Below are 17,744 nucleotides of genomic sequence, written 5' to 3'. Positions count from 1 at the left end.
TACAAAGCATCCCGATCCGGGATGCTTTTTTTTATGAAGAAAAGGAAGCTTTCAGGTGCATTCTAAAGGATACCTACGACATCTAAAGGAGAGGGAACACGTGCAGAAAAAATTAGGCATCTTCTTGCTGCTTACTATGCTCACGATCGTAACAGCCTGTGGGAATGCCGGGAGTAGTAATTCAGGAGAACAGGGCTCACCAGAAGGATCCACAGAAAATGAAACACTTCGAGACATCAAAGTAGTCCTAGACTGGACACCGAACACGAATCATACCGGCCTTTATGCTGCGGTAGATCGAGGGTATTTCAAGGAAGAAGGTTTGAATGTCGAGATTATTCAACCTGGACAAGCGGGTGCCGACACAATGGTCGCTTCCGGTGAAGTCCCATTTGGGGTAAGTTATCAGGAAGGCGTAACTCAGGCCCGTACACAAGGAGTACCAATTGTATCAATCGCTGCAGTCATTCAGCATAATACGTCTGGCTTCGCCGCTCCAGCCGATCGGAACATCAAGTCACCTAAAGATTTTGAAGGTAAAACTTACGGCGGCTGGGGCTCCCCAATCGATTCTGCCGTGCTTGATACCATTATGAGCCTCGAAGGCAGTGATGTAGAGAAAGTTAAAAATGTAAACATGGGCGATGCCGATTTCTTTACAGCAACGAAACGTGATATTGACTTTGCTTGGATCTTCTATGCCTGGACCGGGATCGAAGCTGAGCTTCGCGGAGAACCAATTGACATGTTCTATGTTAAAGATTACTCGGAGAAATTAGACTATTACACTCCAGTTCTGATTTCAAATGAAAAGACCATTAGCGAAGATCCGGAGCTTGTAAAAGCTTTTATGCGAGCAACAACAAAAGGTTATGAATACACGATTGAACACCCAGAAGAAGCTGCAGGTATTTTGAGTGCAGCCGTACCTGATCTAGATAAAGATCTTGTGCTTGCCAGCCAAAAATGGCTGAGTCCGAAATATCAGGATGACGCTACTCGCTGGGGTGAGCAGAAAGCAGAAGTATGGCAGAACTATTCTGACTGGATGGTTGAGCATAAACTTCTGGATAAACCACTCGAAGTAGATAAATCTTTTACGAATGAGTTTTTACCAACTGAATAATACGGTTATTACTATAATGAAGGAAAGTGAAGGTGAATCATCATGGCACAGACGCTACTCAGCATTCAAGTCATACCGAAAACTCCGAATGGAGAAGATTCCATCCCCTATGTTGACCGAGCTATTGAGGTCATTCAAAAGTCGGGGGTCAAATATCAAGTAAATCCGCTCGAAACAACACTGGAAGGGGAACTACCAGAGCTGCTCGAGGTCGTTCGCCAAATGCACGAAGTACTGATTGAAGCAGGCAGTCCGAGTGTCATCTCCCAGATCAAGATCGCTCACTATCCTAGTGGAATCAGCATGGAAGGACTTACGGAGAAATACCGTCCATGAGTTCTTGGTGGAAAAGCGTATGGCCGCCTCTTGCGGCAGTCATTCTCTTCTTGGCGGTATGGCAAATTGCCGTGCCGCTTTTTCATATTGAGAAGTGGATTCTGCCAAGTCCTGCTGATATTACTAAAGAAGCGGTTGCTCAGGCAGCAAGCCTCACCCAGCATACATGGGCCACGGTACAGCTGACTCTGCTTGGATTTTTGATCGGTACAAGTGTCGGTCTTCTCACAGCGATGCTGCTTCATTTGGTCCCGTTTCTGAAATCGGCCTTATACCCGCTACTTATTCTTAGCCAAAATATACCGACCATCGCTCTGGCTCCTCTGCTGATGATCTGGTTCGGATTTGGGCTTCTCCCCAAAATCATAGTCATTACGCTTGTCTGCTTCTTCCCTGTCGCAGTCTCCACCATGGACGGTCTGACCCAAACGGATCGGGGCATGATGAACTACATGCGTATGGCCGGAGCAAGCAAAGCGCAAATTTTCAGCAAATTGGAAGTTCCGCACGCGCTCCCTTCTGTTTTTTCCGGGGTGAAAATTGCTGCTACCTACAGTGTTATGGGTGCTGTTATTGCAGAGTGGATTGGAACGGATCGGGGAATTGGCTATTATATGATGCTTCAAAAATCAGCCTATCGTACAGACCGGGTATTTGTGGCGATGGCAATTATCGTCATCTTAAGTCTGATCCTATTTGCGTTAATTGCTCTACTTGAAAAAGTACTTGTCCGCTGGCGGGCAAGTGGTACGAAATGATGTCGCAAAGAAGCTACTCTATGAACGAAAACATCTCGGAAAGGAGATAAAAGCACATGAAGGTACCCGCTTTAGAAGTAAAACAGATTGCTCTCTCCTTCCGAGAGAAGAAAAAAACATTACCCGTCCTTAAGGATATTTCGCTCACCGTTCAGAAGGGAGAATTCATCTCCATTGTTGGTCCATCCGGTAGCGGCAAGAGCTCCCTATTTCAAATTATTGGTGGACTTCTTGATCCCGGGGCAGGAAGTGTGCACATGGATGGAGAAGTGGTAACAGGAGAACGAGGGCATATCAGCTATATGCCCCAGCAACCGGCACTTTTTCCTTGGCGCACAATCATTGATAATATCAAGCTGTCCAGTGAGGTTGCTCCTCGGATGCATGCTGAGAAGAGCGGGAAGATCACTCAGGAAGACATCCACCACTGGATTAAACAAGCGGGACTTGAAGGTTTCGAAGAAGCCTATCCCCATATGCTCTCCGGAGGTATGCAGCAGAGAGCTGCTTTTGTACGCGCACTACTAAGCCCTCAAGAGCTCATGCTGCTTGATGAACCATTCAGTGCGCTCGATGCGCTCACAAGAAGTGAAATGCAGGAATGGCTGCTCGGTATTTGGGAGCAGTATCGCCGCTCGGTGCTCTTTATTACTCATAATATTGAAGAGGCATTGTTGTTATCAGATCGAATATACGTATTTTCCGGACGTCCTTCTACTGTGCTACATGAGGTCCAAGTTCCTTTTCCAAGACCAAGACAGGAACGTATTACTGAGGACCCTGAGTTTCTGGCCCTGAAAAGGGAGATATCAGGCCTGCTACGCGCGGAAAAAGAACAAAGTCGGTTGTTGTAATCTAGATACAAGGAGGTGAAGTCTACATGCAGCAAACCGATGATTTTGGGTGCCCGGTTATTGATGCACATATTCACCTTGACCAGTATGATGATGAAATTCAGCCGCTACGGTTGTCACTTGCTCCAAACGGCGTAGAATCTGTAATTGCCGTATCAACTCACCTTACTTCGTGCCAGAAGATGGAGAGAATCTCATCAGCTGCACCAGATTTGATCTATCCTGCTTATGGATATCACCCGGAGCAGCCTGTGCCAAGTATGGAACAACTGAATGAACTGCTGGACTGGATGGAGAATCATATCGATTCCATGATCGCAGTAGGTGAAGTAGGATTACCTTATTATTCACGGCTGGAAGCAGAAAAAGCCGGACAACCTTTTGACTTAGATCCGTATATCTCCATGCTGGAGAAGTTTATCGTCTTTGCTAAAAAGCATGACAAACCCATTGTACTGCATGCGGTTTATGAGGATGCCGATATCGCCTGCGATTTGCTGGAGCGACATCAATTTAACAAGGCGCATTTTCACTGGTTTAAAGGCTCCGATGATACTGTCCGCAGGATGGCCGAGAACGGATACTACATTTCTTTCACACCTGATCTTGTTTATGAAAAAGAAATTCAAGATTTGGCTAGTAAGTATCCTCATGATCAGATCATGGCAGAAACCGATGGTCCCTGGCCTTTTGAAGGGCCTTTTGCCGCTCACAAAACCCATCCCCGTATGGTAAAAGACGTAATACGTGCGTGGTGTGATGTCACTGGAGTGAAACTTACTGCCGCAGCAGAACTGTTTTATAGGAACACCAGACAGTTTTACAGCCTATAAATTTCCATTATAATTTCAATATTAGTGCTCTACTACATACGTGGAGAGGCCCCCGCACTTTTGTGCGGAGGCCTCTCCTTCTTTATTCCTCTAACAAATGAAATTCGATATTAGCGTTTCATAAATCCTTTACCTTTAAGAAAAGCTTTCAACTGGAGACGAGCGGGCTGAGTCAGTCTTTTCGCCATCATCTCAGACCACGTAGCAGACTGCTCTCCGCCAGAACGTTCCATCATGTAGGCTGAAAGAGTCTCATCATATTCCTTTGCTCCAGCAAGAGTTTGCTCCTTGCTATACCCGTTCTTGTGTAGGACTGCTTTTAGGGGCAAACGTGGACGCAGCACAGGTTCCTGATCCGGTACGCCAAGACACATACCGAATACAGGGTAAGCAAATTCAGGCAATCCCAGAAGTTTGGAAATATCTTCGATGTTATTGCGAATGCCCCCGATATATACAACACCAAGTCCTAGAGACTCCGCAGCTACCGCCGCATTTTGTGCAGCAAGTGCCACATCAATCGTTGCTACTGTAAAGTTCTCCATTGTATCTTCGTACGTTTCTGCCCCGGCAGTGTGAGGTAAGGCGGTTTCACGCAACCGGTACATATCCGCGCACCAGACAAGAAAGACGGGACATTCTTCTATATAAGCTTGGTTTCCTGCTAGTGCAGTCAGCTTTGTTTTTAGCTCGGGATCAGTAACGGCAATGACACTATAAGCCTGTACATTGCTGGAAGAGGAAGCCATCTGCCCTGCTGCAACAATGGTTTCCAGCTGTTCATCTGTCACTGGTTCATTCTTGTATTTACGTATCGACTTGTGATTCATCAATAAATTAATCGTCTCATTCATCGTATTATTCAGCTCCGATCTTGAATACTTGGATTCATTCATGTGCAAAAAGCACCTCCTAAGTCTACTTGATCGTCAGGTACTTCTCAAACTCCATCAGTACCTCATTGTACGTGCCTTTTTGCCCACCATATTAGTAAAGCCTCCAGCGAGTAAGGAAAAACATGGATTCTCTTTACACCTAGGAACTTATTTCGCATTTAGATAGTCTATAGAGTAGTGAGGTGAGCAAGCTTGGATTATGGCGATCTAAAACATGCGGTTACGCTGGATAACGAAACTTTATATCAAATGATGGACGACTATGGTAATGACGTGTGGAATTACGCCTTTTTTCTGACTGGAGACCGGGATCACGCCGATGATATCTCACAAGAGGTTTTTATTAAGGCGTATCAAGGGATTCACACGTACCGGGGAGAAGCTTCTCTCAAAACATGGCTGATCACCATCACGCGAAACACGGCTCACTCCTACCGGAGATCGCGTTTCTTTCGGCAGAGCTTAGGCGGGAAGCTCTATTCCATAGATGAGGAAAAAACAGCGGGGAGCAGTGCCCTGTCCCGCAACAGCCGGATTGTCCCTTCTGCTGAATCGATTGTCATGGAACAACACTACGAAGACTCGATTTGGGACGTCATCATGAGCCTGTCTGTCAAATCACGGGAGGTACTTATTCTCTCCTTAAAATATGAAATGAAAATTCATGAAATCGCAAATGTACTTCACATTTCAGAGGGTACGGTGAAATCACGTCTTTCCAGAGCTAAGGAAAAGGTACAAAAAGAACTAGGGAGGCGGGCTGAATGACAGAACATCATGAGGAATGGCAAAAGCATGTAAAAAAAGGACCATTTGGGGATGAACCTTTCACAGAGGAACATAAGCAAAAAGTAATCCAGACGGTGCAGCGTATTTCACAGAATCCTGCCTCCAAAAAACAACGTTTTCGCCTAAAACATATCTTCGTCACAATTACAGCATGCGGTGCGGTACTTACTGCAGCTTGGATGCTCCTATCAAGTAACGGGCTGAAACCAAATGATGCAGCTACGATAAGCATGGCTGAAACCTCAATGCCTACGGAGTCCTTTGAAGATGCAGTAAACAATCTCCCCTTCTCGATGGATCAACGAGGTCTTGAGAAATCCACCAAAAACGAGGATGACTTATACTCCTCAAGTGAGAATGAAACATACAAAACGAGTATTTCAGATCAGAATCTTTGGATGAAGGACTTGATCAATGAGGCCGACCTCATTGCAGACCTCAACATAACAGAAACGCATGAAATAAAAGCAACCGACGGAAGCGATAAAGGAATCTCTATTCAAGCACAGGTGAATGAAATTGTAGTTTCTAGCGAAAAAGAGATACCTTCTGATCTGAAGATTGATATGAGTGAGACTTTGAACCACGCTGATATTTCATTAACAAAAGAAGACCGAGTCATTCTATTTATGAGCAAAGCTGAACAACCTGGCACCTATAATCTTGTCGGACAGACCAAAGGGATTTATGTAGTCTCAGAGGACGATCTTGTTTCTTCCATCGATTCCGAACTAGATCCACCGAGTGCTGAAGAAGTACCTTATAGCGAATTCACACACAATATTAAAGCCCTTGCGGACAACTGATCCCAAGGGCTTTCAAATGTTTTTTTTATGCAAGTCCGAATAAATGTACAAGAGCAAAACCAAGAATGGATAATAAGATCGATCCGATTCCACCTGCGATAAAAGAAGGTAATCCTTTTTTTCTAAATGTAGAAAACTGAACACCGAGTCCAAGACCGGCCATTGCCATTCCAATCAGAAGATAAGAAATGGTGATCAAAATGGATACCATAGCAGGTGGAATAATATTCAGTGTATTAACCCCACTCATCACCAAGAAACCTACAATGAACCAAGGTATGGGGATATTACGGAAACTCATTTTCGTGTTGATTCCATTTTCATTACGTTCTTTGCGAGCGCTCCACATTCCAATAATGATGGCAATCGGTACAAGCATTGCAACTCTGGACAATTTAACGATAACCGCCAAATCTACTGCACTTTGTCCCCCAGGATCTGCTGCTGCAATGACATGAGCGATTTCGTGCAGCGTTGCACCTGAGAAGATGCCGTAGCCGGATGCACTTAATCCAAGTACAGGGTACAATACGGTATAGCATAAGGTGAAAATCGTGCCAAGAATCGCGACGGTTGCCGCACTTATTGCGGTATCTTCATCGCTTGCTTTTAATTGAGGAGAAATAGCAACTACCGCAGCCGCTCCGCAGATTGCAGTTCCGCACGCGGTTAATAGTCCGAGCTTCTGATCGACTTTGAACCATTTTGCAAGTAAGAATATAACGGTGATGGCAAAAATAATATTAATAATAGCTATAGCCAGTACTTTTGGACCCGCTTCAATTACGTCGGCTAAGTTAAGCCTCACACCCAGCAGAATAATTCCGTACCGAAGAAGCTTTTTACTGGAAAATGATATGCCCCCAGCAGCAATTTCAGGAACAGGTACAAAAGCTCGGTAAAGCATACCAAGCAAGATAGCAAGCACAAGCTGGCCCATGATACTTAAAAAAGGAAGCATCGCCAAATATCTTGCGACTAATGCGATGACCAGTGTGAGACCAATCCCCAAATAGAATCCCTTTTTGTTTGATTCTTTTTGCGGTGCAGCCACTGATTTATTCATAACAATACACCCCTTGTTTAACCCTGATGACTTCTGTGTGATTCCTATGGTGTTTACTATAGTTCATCATGCCTGCTGAGTGAAATATCGATATGCTATGCCAATCATTATAAATACTTATGCTTGATTCAGATCCCTACAATAACTTGTCCAATAAACCTGATAATAAATGAGGAATGATTATGATTACAGATGCATTAAAAGTGTTTGTCACCGTTGCGGAGCTGCGTCACTTCTCCAAAGCAGCCGAAATACTAAACCTATCCCAGCCAGGAGTCAGCCTTCACATTCGCAATCTGGAGAACGAGATGGGCGCTAAATTATTTCATCGCACATCCAAACAAGTTCGCTTAACAGAAGCGGGGGAAATGTTGTATAAACGTGCTAAGCAAATTATGCTTTTGTACGATGAAGCTAAACAGTCCATCCGACTTCTTCAACATGAAGTGACAGGACACATTAGACTCGGAGCAAGTTTTACAATTGGTGAGTATATACTTCCCCGTATGATTGCAGAGTATGCAAAACAATATCCCCATGTAGAGATTCAGGTTACGATTCGAAATACAGAAGAAATTATGAGAGGTCTGCGCGAGGGAATACTGGATATTGGCTTGGTAGAAGGAAAAGTAAGTACTTCTGAATGGGTAGTAACCCCTTATATGAAGGATAAAATGATTCTAGTGGCCCCTTCCAATCACCCACTTGCCACGGAACGTGTCGTGGAACCACTGCAACTCCAAGACCAAATATGGGTATTAAGAGAATCCGGTTCGGGTACACGCGCTTTTAGCGATCAGTTTATTGAAGAATATGCGCTTCGGGTCAAACACACGTACTCCTTTTATAGCAGTCAAGGCGTTAAAGAAGCGGTCGTCGCAGGACTTGGAATTGCTCTATTATCCGAGTGGATTGTACAAAAAGAAATCAAATACAGGGAAATCGCTCAAATTCATCTAATACAACATCAGATGGAGAGAGAATTTAGTATGGTTCATGCGGCCAACTTAGAGACGACCCTTGCCCTCCGCATGTTTATTGGGCAATTGCAGAATACATATTGTTATCCCGGAAATAGCAACTAACGACCTTTCAAATGACTCAGCAGTTGTATCATTTCTGGTTTCGCGGATTCGAATTGCTTGAGACGATGTCCGTTGGCGCCGGATGGGTGCGGAAATCCCCATAAATATTTATAACCTTGCCCCATAGTTTGCTCAGGGAGTTGCCTGAGTACCATCTCAACCGACCTTCCTAACGGAATGATTAGGGGATGTTCCAGCTTGCTCATCTCCTGGGGGAAGGAGTGAATTATTTTTGTACATAAAAACTTACTATTGCTTAAAGACGGACTATGTCCGTTATAGTTTTTTCGAGAAACAAATACCGGGTGTTTCAGTAATGAAGTTGTATGTAACAAAGAGCAGTTTGCATCAAACAAATCGCTTACGCTTTCGATGCCCAGATAGTGATGCAAGCTAATGTCTTCGAGCATTTTTATTATATTGGTGCGCATGGAGCCAGCGAATCTTGCGGCTATTTTTGCAGCTTTACATGCTTCTTCAAACGTCTCCCCTTTCTGCAAAGACTGAATGGTAGTTCGGTAGGCAAGTTCCATTTGCGTCCAGCCAGGTGTAATGCCGACCAGAACAACCTTAGCGAGAGGATTGATGTACTCATTATGAGGTGCATAATACATTTCAACAGGACCTTCCCGGCCTACTAATAAATCCTCCACTAACAATTCCTCTTTTGTATATTGGGACTTCACCGGAAGTGTTCTAATGAACGTTTCATATGGATATTGTGGATGTAACATACTGTAGCTTCCTCTCCCTTTTCAAATAGAATTCCTTATTCCCCACATCCTATAACAAAAAAAGATACCCTGCACGCTCTTAGGAAGCAGGATATCTTCTTACTTAAATCAGTTTCGTTTGTTACAGTTTTACCCGTTGCAATCGTAATGCATTCAGTACAACAGATACTGAACTTAGCGCCATCGCCGCTCCGGCAAGCCATGGAGCAAGCAATCCTATAGCTGCTATAGGGATTCCAATTACATTATATCCAAGTGCCCAGAATAGGTTCTGTTTAATATTCCCCATAGTACGTCGACTCATTAGGATGGCGTCCGGAATACTATTCAAGTCACCGCGCATTAGCGTTACATCAGCTGCTTCCATCGCCACATCGGTCCCGGTTCCCATTGCCATGCCAGTATCTGCGGTAACAAGTGCAGGAGCATCATTGATGCCGTCGCCCGCCATCGCTACTTTTTTACCTGTCTGCTGGAGTTTCTTCACTTCTTCCGCTTTACCTTCTGGAAGTACTTCAGCCAGTACATGATCAATGCCTGCTTCCTTAGCCACAGCTTCCGCCGTCCGCTTGTTATCGCCTGTCATCATAACAACTTCAATGCCCATCTCTTTCAAGCGCTGAACTGCGGCACGTGAAGTCGCTTTGATTGTGTCTGCTACAGCAATCGTTCCTGCCCAGTTACCATCAATGCTTACCAGCATAGCCGTTTTCCCTTTCTCTTCTAACTGCCGCATCCCACTGTCTGCCATTTTGCTATCAACGTGATGCTGTTCAAGCAGTCGGCGTGTACCGATAAGCAGGTCCTTACCTTCTACTCTAGCCTTCACCCCGTAACCGGGAATATTCTCGAAATGTTCTGCCTCGGAAAAACGAATGCCTTTTGCTCCGATCCCTTGCACGATCGCTTGAGCAAGCGGATGCTCGGAGGCATTTTCTGCTGCGGCAACGAGAGCTAAAAATTCTTCTTCTTTCATATCTTTACGAGTAATCACATCGGTTAATTGTGGTTTGCCTTCGGTTACTGTTCCCGTTTTGTCGAGTACGACGATTTGTATCTCCTGCGCATGCTCCAGATGTTCTCCACCTTTAAAAAGAATGCCATATTCAGCAGCTCTACCGGAACCTGCCATAATGGATGTTGGAGTAGCAAGACCCAGCGCACAAGGACAAGCGATAACGAGCACTGCGATGGCTTTTTCCAGTGCATTTGCAAACTGACCTTGATCAACGAAGAAGAACCAGATCACAAAGGTCAATACTGCGATCCCAACAACAATCGGTACAAAGATACCCGAAATAAGATCTGCAATCCGCTGAATCGGTGCCTTGGAACCTTGCGCCTCTTCCACCACTTTAATGATTTGGGCAAGGGCTGTGTCGGATCCAACTCTCGTAGCTCGTACAGTTAGCGCTCCATTTTTGTTAATGGTAGCACCTGAGACATTGTCCCCCGGCTTCTTATCGACCGGAAGGCTCTCCCCGCTCAGCATCGACTCATCGGCAGAAGAGGAACCTTTCTCGACCACACCATCAACCGGGAACTTCTCACCAGGTTTCACAATAAACAGATCTCCAGCGATGACTTCGGAAGCCGGGATCGTCTTCTCTGCTCCGTCGCGAATGACGAGGGCTGTTCTTGGCGCCAGCTCCATCAAACTACGAATAGCCTGTGATGAGCGCCCTTTTGCCACACTTTCAAACCATTTCCCTACCAGAACAAGTGTAATAAGTATGGCGCTTGTTTCGTAGTAGAGCTCAGCTCCATGATGCCCACCTTCAGTCGTCCATACAATGCTCAAATAAAGACTGTAAAAATACGCCGCTGAAGTCCCAAGGGAGATGAGCACATCCATATTGGCGCTCTTATTCCGAAGAGCAGCGTAGGCTCCTTTATAAAACTGCCAACCAATCACAAACTGGATAGGCGTAGCCAGAATAAACTGAAACCATGGATTCATGAACACATCAGGTACGTAGATCCATGACGTGAAGGAGAAATGACCTACCATTGCCCAAAGTAACGGAATGGACAAAATGGCGGAGATCATCCATTTCCATTTCTTGCGATCCAGTTCTTTCTGCCGCAGATCTGCTATATCTTCCTTAGCCTGCTGCGGAAGCGCACCATAGCCTAGCTGCTCTACCTTTTTCACGAAATCCGTAGCGCTTGCCGTACCGGAAGCATATTCGACATGAGCTGTTTCCAGCGCCAAGTTTACATTCGCTTTAGTGACTCCAGGCATGCGGCTTAGTCCTTTTTCAATCCGGGTAGCACATGCGGCGCATGTCATCCCTGTGATGTTTAGATCCACGCTTTCTACCGCGGTTCCATAGCCTAGGGAATCTATTTTATTCTTCAGATCATTTACACCGATAGATGCAGGATCATACTGAACGGACGCTTGCTCGAGAGCCAAATTCACATTCGCTTCCTTTACGCCTTCCATGCGTGACAACCCTTTTTCAATTCGTGTGGCACATGCAGCACAAGTCATTCCTGTAATATTGAGTTTTGTTGTTTTATGATTGGTGCTATTCTCTCCTGTTGGTTCACTCATCATTTACAACCCCTTCATACCCCTTAGGGGTATATTTATAATCTGAAAAAAGCAGTCCTTTGACTGCTCATTACGTTATGACAAAAATAGAGCAGGAACGATCAACATTCTATTGACCATTCCTTTACTATGTTCTTCATTGAAGTGAATTAAACTACGTCGTATCCTTGGTCTTCAATCGCGTGCTTCACTTGATCTACAGTTACTTTTTGCTCATCATACTCCACACTTACCGTACCAGCAGCTAGATCCACATTTCCCTTCGCTCCAACACTTTCAAGTGCACCTTCTACGGATTTGACACAGTGGTTGCAAGACATCCCTTTTACGTTCAATGTAACGTTACTCATTTTTATTTCCTCCTTAAAATGTGTTGTATTATAAACTAAGACCGCCACTTGGCTTTACTTCATTAACTTCTTAACCGTAACCAGCAGCTCATCAATCACTTCAGATTCTCCAGCTTGGATGCGTTCAATGACACAACTCTTCATATGGCCTTCGAGCAAAAGCTTTCCAACTCCATTCAGCGCTGACTGTACAGCGGCAATCTGGGTCAGTACGTCGTCACAATACGTATCGCGATCGATCATGCCCTTGATTCCTCTAACCTGGCCCTCAATGCGATTGAGACGTGTCGTCAGATTGTTCTTCACCTCATCCGAGTGATGACTATGTCTTGGTTCGTCCTTGCCTTGAACCGAATGAGCATCATGACAGGAATTGGTTACAAATGCCCCATTTGGTAAGACACCATCTTTATTCGGCATTTCCTCATTATGAGTATGGGCACCCTTGAACTCTTCCAATCCCATGACCTCCTTCGTCGCTCTTGAACACAGTATAGTATACCCCCGTGGGGTATGTCAATATACAAATGACTATTCTTACATTCATCTCCTACGCCACAAAAAAAGACCAGCAATCTCTGCTGGCCTCCTTAAATTTCTATTTATCATTACATGCCTGCGGCTTCTGCATCCTTCTGTGCAAGGGTCACCATCGCCTTCAGCGCAGCTTCCATCTCACGCTCAACTGCATCACCTACAACATTCGTATGCGGATCATACTCAGCAGCCAAATCTTGATCGGCAAAACCGTCAATCGCTACGATCGCTCCCGCACGAGCTCCCCGGAGAGAACTGATAACAAACAGAGCGGCAATCTCCATTTCAGCGGCAAGCGCCCCGGCCTGTTTGAATTTTTTGTGTGGAATTTCCTCAACTCCGTTAAAGAATACATCCAAAGTCACAGTCATTCCCTTTTGAACCACGCCTGGCATCGCCGAAGCAGCGCCATACAAAGCATGCGTCACATCATGATCTGCTACCGCTGGAAATCCTTCAGGTACTAGCTGTCTTGTAAGACCATCCGTACGGATCGCTGATGTACTCACGACAAGTCCCCCTGCTGGTACATCTACTGTATAAGAACCGGCTGTTCCCACACGAATCAGTGTCGTCACTCCGGCCCGAATCAGTTCTTCAAAGCAAACGGCAGCTCCTGGGCAACCCACACCATGACTCACAACGGCAATGGAAACTCCTTCATATTCACCAACAAACGTACGGTATTCCCGGCTGAATGCAAGCTCCTTTGCTCCGCTAAGCTTTTGCGCAATCTTTTCTGCACGAAATGGATCTCCACATACCACCGCATAAGGGGGCATATCTTCCGAATGAATTTGTAAAATGGGCATCAACATGTTAATCAAACTCCTTTTTCATCCACTCATCCTCTGGAATCGGTAGTTCCTCATCTGAGAAACGTTGCTCCAGAAATGGGTCAGCTGTATTATGAAAACCGTTACGCTCCCAAAATCCATGACGATCTTCTGTCATAAATTCAAAGCCGCGAATCCACTTTGCGCTTTTCCAAAAATAAAACTCAGGCACAACAAGACGCAGTGGCCATCCGTGTTTTGGTGTTAAATCCTTACCATCATATTTAAATGCCAGCAGCACATCATCACGTAGCAGCGCTTCAATCGGCAGATTGGTTTCGTAATCTTCATCAGCATGAATCATAACGAATTTTGCTTCCGGTTTAATCTTGAAATGTTTCATAAAATCAGTAAATCGAATACCTTCCCAAGCAGTATCAAACTTGGACCAGCGCGTGACACAGTGAATATCACTCACCGTATTGGTCATCGGTAGCTTCAAAAGGTCTTCATAAGAGAAACTCACTTCTTCATCTACTTCTCCATAGACACGTAGATCCCATGTGCTCATGTCATACTCGGGAACTTCCCCCTCATGCAGAATAGGGAATTTCTCTGTCAGTACCTGCCCAGGTGGCAGCCGGTGAGCAAGAGATTCATCTATATTGACTTTAGGGGACTTGGTCCCTTTTAAACGTTCTGCTTTACTTTTCATCCGTAGTAACTCCTCCCTGTGCTTGTTACCTCGAGCTTCCGCCCGCTTTCTGTGCATCTTGAGCATAACTCTTGTCCTTGAAGAAGAACATAGCAGCCAGCGTAATGATATAAGGAAGCATATTAGTGAAGTGGGATGGAAGCGAGAAGCCTTGCAGACGAATACCCATAGCTTCCATAAAACCAAACAACATACTCGACGCCATCACAAGAATCGGACTGGACTGTCCAAGCATCGTAGCGACGAGAGCGATAAATCCGCGCCCTGCTGTCATTCCTTCCGTGAACATCGTCACCTGTCCAAGTGACAACTGTGCCCCGGCAAGTGCACACAGCACACCGCACATCAGTACAGCGAGGTATTGCGTACGACGAACTGGAATTCCGAGACTTTGCGCAGCAACCGGATTTTCACCAACAGAACGAAGACGGAAACCAGATATTGTTTTAAATAAGTAGAAATGAAGAACAAATACTAGAATTAATGCCAAATATACTAGCGGTGTATGACCAGAAATGACATAACCAAGCCATGGAATATCTTCTATAAACGGAATGTCCCACTTGGGCAAACCGACCATGTTTTTATCGTAATATGCACCTTTTACATCAAAAATCGCACGTAAGGAGAAGGTCGTCAGACCGGCAGCCAAAAAGTTGATCGATAGACCGACCACAATTTCATTCGCCTTCAAATTAATACTGACATAAGCAAACAAAAGTGAGAAGAGCGATACAATCAGAATGGCAAAGATAATTGCGAGTACAACGTTATGGAACAGATAATTCCCTACTATAGAAGAAAAGGCTCCAATCAAGACCAGTCCTTCAAGCCCTACATTAAACAGACCGACGCGGGAACATAGCGCAGCCCCAAGCGCAGCAAGCAAAATCGGTGTAATCGAACGAAGCGTTGCATTAAATAAGGATGCATCAAGAAGTTGTTCCATTCGTTTTGTCCCCCTTTCTCCGTTTTAGGAAGCTATAGCCGATTTTAGCTGATACAAAAAGAGTCAGTACAGCCTGTATAACACTGCCTACCTCGAGTGGTACTTCGGTATTCCGTTCCACACCCATGGAACCAGTCTGAAGTGCAGAGAGCAAGAAAGCAGAAAAAGCAGTGCCCAGCGGATGTGATCCAGCAAGCAGTGTTGCCATAATTCCGCTCCATGCATAATTTGCTGTACTAAGTGAACCATCAATATACCGGTACTGGGTACCCAACACTTCACCTGCGCCTGCTATTCCTGCCAGCGCACCGCTGACAAGCATGGACAGCATCATCATACGCACCCTTTTCACACCACCAAAGGCAGCAAAGGAGGGGTTGCTTCCGAGCATCCGAATTTCATAACCCGGCACTGTTTTTTGCATGAAGAAGTAGAGTACTACGGCAGCAATAATGGCGATAATAAATCCGGCATGCAGTCCCATTCCTTGGAACAGCTTAGGCAGCCAGATGGCTTGATCAATCATAGGCGACTGCGCCATTGCAGCCGAACCCGTAGTATCCTTGAAAGGATAAGCAACCATATATCCAGCAAACAACGTAGCGATGTAATTCAGAAGCAGCGTAGTAATCAACAAGTTCATACCGAATTTGGCATCAAGCCAACCTGCAAAAAGGGACCAGATTCCACCGACAATAGCACCGGCGAGAATCGCGACAATTGTAACAAACCAGCTGGGTCCTGGCAGATAGAGCGCAGTCAGCGCTGAAGCCAGAGCCCCTAGCAGCATTTGGCCTTCTGCCCCCATGTTAAAAAATCCAGCTTTAAATGCGAGCGCTACTCCAAGCCCAACAAGAATAATCGGCGTTGCCCGTGATAAAGTATTCGTGAAGAAATAGAAACTTCCAAAAGCACCCTTCCACATTTCTCCGTAGGTTTCGATTACATTTCCACCAACAATAAGGATGGCAACCGTTCCTGCCAGCAGACCGATAAGAACAGCAAGCAGCGGCTGTATTAGACTCTTCAAATTGTTTTTCAAAATGTTCATGCCTGTTGTTTCCCTCCTGCCATCAACAAACTGATGCTTTCTTCCGTTGCATCCTCAGTAGCCAGCTCACCAACAATTCTTCCTTCATACATAACGACGATCCGATCGGAAAGCTGTAAAATCTCCGATAGTTCTGAAGAAACGAGCAATACTGCCGCACCTTGATCACGCTGGTGCAGCAATTCCTTATGAATCGTCTCCATTGCTCCAATGTCTACTCCGCGTGTCGGTTCAGCTGCGATGAGGAAAGGTGCTTCATGAGCAAACTCCCTGGCAGCAATCAGCTTTTGCAGATTTCCTCCGGACAGAAACTGCGCTTTGGTCTCGACAGAGCCTGTCTTTACCCCAAAACGCTTGATCCATTCTTCCACTTTCTTGCGAACCTTCCGGGAAGATATGATGCCTTTCGTTTGCAATGTATGGTGATGACCCATCAGTCCGTTATCCAGAACGGTCGCATCTTTAGCCGCTCCCCACATATAGCGGTCCTCCGGTATATGGGCAAGGCCTGTTTCTCTGATATCACGGACAGATAGCTTAGTAATGTCTTTCCCTGCCAAGTGGATCGCCCCTTCGGTAACCGGTCTGATCCCTGCAATAGCCTGAATAAGTTCGGATTGTCCGTTGCCTGATATCCCAGCTACTCCAATAACTTCACCTGCATGGACTGTCAGATTCACACTCCGGAGTGACGTTTGTTCCTTGGACCCTGTAATCGACACTCCTTCTATTTCGAGTACGGCATCACCAGGGTGATACGGTTTTTTGACCATACGTACCAGTTCTCTACCTACCATCAGTCTTGATAACTGTTCTACATCGGTATCTTTTGCTTCGAGTGTACCTGTCACAACACCATCACGGAGTACCGTAATACGGTCAGACACTTCCATAACTTCCTGCAATTTATGTGTGATGAGAATAAAGCTTTTACCCAGCTTCGTTAGGGCACGGACATTGGCCAGGAGCTCCTTCACTTCTAGTGGAGTAAGTACCGCCGATGGTTCGTCTAAAATGATGATATCAGCACCTTGATACAATACTTTTAGAATTTCGACGCGCTGCTGCATACCAAGAGAGCATTCGCCTGCCTTTTTCCAAGGGTCGACCGGCATTCCGTACTTTTCACCTAGCTCTTCAACCGTTTTGGCCGCAGCATTCCGATCAAAAACACCACCATTTTTAGAGGGCTCTCTTCCAATAACAATATTCTCTGCGATCGTAAACGAGGGGAACAACATAAAATGCTGGTGTACCATGCCAATCCCGCTTGCCATCGCATGTGAAGGAGTTGCAAAACTTACTTCCTTCCCGTTCACGCGAATACTTCCTGAGGTAGGCTCTTCCATCCCGTAAAGAATACGCATTAACGTCGTTTTTCCTGCACCATTTTCCCCGACAAGTGCATGCACCTCGCCTTCTTTTAGGTCGAAGTGAACTTCCTTATTTGCCGTAAGTGTTCCGTACTTCTTCGTAATTCCATTCATTTCTAGCAGCACGTGTACCCGTCCCCTTTCTCCTCT

General features: G+C 45.4%; 19 protein-coding genes. 8 read left to right on the top strand and 11 right to left on the bottom strand.

The annotated features are described in order from the left end of the window. Nucleotides 1–100 precede the first annotated feature (100 nt). Genes KFT32_RS10615 through KFT32_RS10595 form a run of 5 tightly spaced genes read left to right on the top strand, consistent with a single transcriptional unit; the run spans nucleotide 101 to nucleotide 3,907 of the window. The gene (locus KFT32_RS10615; protein ID WP_481856324.1) at nucleotides 101–1,126 is read left to right on the top strand and encodes an ABC transporter substrate-binding protein; all 1,026 of its coding nucleotides are present in this window, start codon (nucleotides 101–103) and stop codon (nucleotides 1,124–1,126) included. Between the two features lie 42 nt (nucleotides 1,127–1,168). Then, nucleotides 1,169–1,462 (top strand): thiamine-binding protein, encoded by a 294-nt coding sequence (locus KFT32_RS10610; RefSeq protein ID WP_211747166.1) that lies wholly within the window; start codon nucleotides 1,169–1,171, stop codon nucleotides 1,460–1,462. Further along, nucleotides 1,459–2,220, top strand: a complete 762-nt coding sequence (locus KFT32_RS10605; protein WP_211747165.1) for an ABC transporter permease — start codon at nucleotides 1,459–1,461, stop codon at nucleotides 2,218–2,220. Before KFT32_RS10610 ends, KFT32_RS10605 begins: the two co-directional genes overlap by 4 nt. Nucleotides 2,221–2,276: 56 nt before the next feature. Continuing rightward, nucleotides 2,277–3,074, top strand: coding sequence for an ABC transporter ATP-binding protein (locus KFT32_RS10600; protein ID WP_211747164.1), 798 nt, complete (start codon nucleotides 2,277–2,279; stop codon nucleotides 3,072–3,074). Nucleotides 3,075–3,100: 26 nt separating this feature from the next. Then, nucleotides 3,101–3,907 carry a TatD family hydrolase gene (locus KFT32_RS10595; RefSeq protein WP_211747163.1) on the top strand — a complete coding sequence of 269 codons (807 nt, stop codon included), beginning with the start codon at nucleotides 3,101–3,103 and terminating at the stop codon, nucleotides 3,905–3,907. A gap of 110 nt (nucleotides 3,908–4,017) precedes the next feature. Here KFT32_RS10595 and nfsA read toward each other — a convergent pair whose 3' ends face one another. Then, nucleotides 4,018–4,761 (bottom strand): oxygen-insensitive NADPH nitroreductase, encoded by a 744-nt coding sequence (gene nfsA, locus KFT32_RS10590; RefSeq protein ID WP_211747279.1) that lies wholly within the window; start codon nucleotides 4,759–4,761, stop codon nucleotides 4,018–4,020. 234 nt (nucleotides 4,762–4,995) lie between these two features. Between nfsA and KFT32_RS10585 the strand changes: the two genes are divergently transcribed. Both KFT32_RS10585 and KFT32_RS10580 read left to right on the top strand, forming a co-directional pair. Continuing rightward, nucleotides 4,996–5,571, top strand: a complete 576-nt coding sequence (locus KFT32_RS10585; protein WP_249435804.1) for an RNA polymerase sigma factor — start codon at nucleotides 4,996–4,998, stop codon at nucleotides 5,569–5,571. Then, the gene (locus KFT32_RS10580; RefSeq protein WP_211747162.1) at nucleotides 5,568–6,398 is read left to right on the top strand and encodes a hypothetical protein; all 831 of its coding nucleotides are present in this window, start codon (nucleotides 5,568–5,570) and stop codon (nucleotides 6,396–6,398) included. The genes KFT32_RS10585 and KFT32_RS10580 overlap by 4 nt, the downstream gene beginning before the upstream one ends. A 25-nt stretch (nucleotides 6,399–6,423) precedes the next feature. Here KFT32_RS10580 and KFT32_RS10575 read toward each other — a convergent pair whose 3' ends face one another. Beyond that, nucleotides 6,424–7,464, bottom strand: a complete 1,041-nt coding sequence (locus tag KFT32_RS10575; RefSeq protein ID WP_211747161.1) for a YeiH family protein — start codon at nucleotides 7,462–7,464, stop codon at nucleotides 6,424–6,426. 182 nt (nucleotides 7,465–7,646) lie between these two features. Between KFT32_RS10575 and KFT32_RS10570 the strand changes: the two genes are divergently transcribed. Beyond that, complete coding sequence (locus tag KFT32_RS10570) at nucleotides 7,647–8,549, top strand: LysR family transcriptional regulator (RefSeq protein WP_211747160.1); 903 nt, start codon at nucleotides 7,647–7,649, stop codon at nucleotides 8,547–8,549. On the opposite strand, the gene KFT32_RS10565 is transcribed toward KFT32_RS10570, so the two are convergent. The 9 genes from KFT32_RS10565 to KFT32_RS10525 form a co-directional block, all read right to left on the bottom strand. Beyond that, the gene (locus KFT32_RS10565) at nucleotides 8,546–9,283 is read right to left on the bottom strand and encodes a hypothetical protein (protein WP_249435803.1); all 738 of its coding nucleotides are present in this window, start codon (nucleotides 9,281–9,283) and stop codon (nucleotides 8,546–8,548) included. The two genes, KFT32_RS10570 and KFT32_RS10565, sit on opposite strands and share 4 nt — an antisense overlap. A 121-nt stretch (nucleotides 9,284–9,404) precedes the next feature. Continuing rightward, nucleotides 9,405–11,843: a heavy metal translocating P-type ATPase gene (locus KFT32_RS10560; RefSeq protein ID WP_211747159.1), complete on the bottom strand. Its 2,439-nt coding sequence runs from the start codon at nucleotides 11,841–11,843 to the stop codon at nucleotides 9,405–9,407. Between the two features lie 149 nt (nucleotides 11,844–11,992). Next, nucleotides 11,993–12,193: a copper ion binding protein gene (locus tag KFT32_RS10555; RefSeq protein WP_211747158.1), complete on the bottom strand. Its 201-nt coding sequence runs from the start codon at nucleotides 12,191–12,193 to the stop codon at nucleotides 11,993–11,995. 54 nt (nucleotides 12,194–12,247) lie between these two features. Continuing rightward, complete coding sequence (locus KFT32_RS10550) at nucleotides 12,248–12,613, bottom strand: metal-sensitive transcriptional regulator (RefSeq protein ID WP_211747276.1); 366 nt, start codon at nucleotides 12,611–12,613, stop codon at nucleotides 12,248–12,250. Nucleotides 12,614–12,801: 188 nt separating this feature from the next. Then, nucleotides 12,802–13,548 (bottom strand): nucleoside phosphorylase, encoded by a 747-nt coding sequence (locus KFT32_RS10545; RefSeq protein WP_211747157.1) that lies wholly within the window; start codon nucleotides 13,546–13,548, stop codon nucleotides 12,802–12,804. Nucleotide 13,549: 1 nt separating this feature from the next. Then, nucleotides 13,550–14,221 (bottom strand): sulfite oxidase-like oxidoreductase, encoded by a 672-nt coding sequence (locus tag KFT32_RS10540; RefSeq protein ID WP_211747156.1) that lies wholly within the window; start codon nucleotides 14,219–14,221, stop codon nucleotides 13,550–13,552. A gap of 25 nt (nucleotides 14,222–14,246) precedes the next feature. After that, nucleotides 14,247–15,170, bottom strand: coding sequence for an ABC transporter permease (locus tag KFT32_RS10535; RefSeq protein ID WP_211747155.1), 924 nt, complete (start codon nucleotides 15,168–15,170; stop codon nucleotides 14,247–14,249). Then, on the bottom strand, nucleotides 15,154–16,221 hold the full coding sequence (locus KFT32_RS10530) for an ABC transporter permease (protein WP_211747154.1): 1,068 nt from the start codon (nucleotides 16,219–16,221) through the stop codon (nucleotides 15,154–15,156). The genes KFT32_RS10535 and KFT32_RS10530 overlap by 17 nt, the downstream gene beginning before the upstream one ends. Continuing rightward, a complete protein-coding gene (locus tag KFT32_RS10525; RefSeq protein WP_211747153.1) occupies nucleotides 16,218–17,720 on the bottom strand; it encodes an ABC transporter ATP-binding protein in 1,503 nt (500 codons plus the stop codon). Before KFT32_RS10525 ends, KFT32_RS10530 begins: the two co-directional genes overlap by 4 nt. Nucleotides 17,721–17,744: the final 24 nt, after the last annotated feature.

Origin of the sequence: Paenibacillus sp. Marseille-Q4541 (assembly GCF_018310695.1) — a bacterium.
Classification (GTDB): Bacteria; Bacillota; Bacilli; order Paenibacillales; family Paenibacillaceae; genus Paenibacillus.
This window is presented reverse-complemented; position numbering and strand designations above follow the sequence as displayed.

Coding starts and splice junctions, on each gene's coding strand:
- KFT32_RS10610 (WP_211747166.1), top strand. CDS start 1,169: ATGGCACAGACGCTACTCAGCATTCAAGTCATACCGAAAACTCCGAAT.
- KFT32_RS10605 (WP_211747165.1), top strand. CDS start 1,459: ATGAGTTCTTGGTGGAAAAGCGTATGGCCGCCTCTTGCGGCAGTCATT.
- KFT32_RS10600 (WP_211747164.1), top strand. CDS start 2,277: ATGAAGGTACCCGCTTTAGAAGTAAAACAGATTGCTCTCTCCTTCCGA.
- KFT32_RS10595 (WP_211747163.1), top strand. CDS start 3,101: ATGCAGCAAACCGATGATTTTGGGTGCCCGGTTATTGATGCACATATT.
- nfsA (WP_211747279.1), bottom strand. CDS start 4,761: ATGAATGAGACGATTAATTTATTGATGAATCACAAGTCGATACGTAAA.
- KFT32_RS10580 (WP_211747162.1), top strand. CDS start 5,568: ATGACAGAACATCATGAGGAATGGCAAAAGCATGTAAAAAAAGGACCA.
- KFT32_RS10575 (WP_211747161.1), bottom strand. CDS start 7,464: ATGAATAAATCAGTGGCTGCACCGCAAAAAGAATCAAACAAAAAGGGA.
- KFT32_RS10570 (WP_211747160.1), top strand. CDS start 7,647: ATGATTACAGATGCATTAAAAGTGTTTGTCACCGTTGCGGAGCTGCGT.
- KFT32_RS10565 (WP_249435803.1), bottom strand. CDS start 9,283: ATGTTACATCCACAATATCCATATGAAACGTTCATTAGAACACTTCCG.
- KFT32_RS10560 (WP_211747159.1), bottom strand. CDS start 11,843: ATGAGTGAACCAACAGGAGAGAATAGCACCAATCATAAAACAACAAAA.
- KFT32_RS10555 (WP_211747158.1), bottom strand. CDS start 12,193: ATGAGTAACGTTACATTGAACGTAAAAGGGATGTCTTGCAACCACTGT.
- KFT32_RS10550 (WP_211747276.1), bottom strand. CDS start 12,613: ATGCCGAATAAAGATGGTGTCTTACCAAATGGGGCATTTGTAACCAAT.
- KFT32_RS10545 (WP_211747157.1), bottom strand. CDS start 13,548: ATGTTGATGCCCATTTTACAAATTCATTCGGAAGATATGCCCCCTTAT.
- KFT32_RS10540 (WP_211747156.1), bottom strand. CDS start 14,221: ATGAAAAGTAAAGCAGAACGTTTAAAAGGGACCAAGTCCCCTAAAGTC.
- KFT32_RS10535 (WP_211747155.1), bottom strand. CDS start 15,170: ATGGAACAACTTCTTGATGCATCCTTATTTAATGCAACGCTTCGTTCG.
- KFT32_RS10530 (WP_211747154.1), bottom strand. CDS start 16,221: ATGAACATTTTGAAAAACAATTTGAAGAGTCTAATACAGCCGCTGCTT.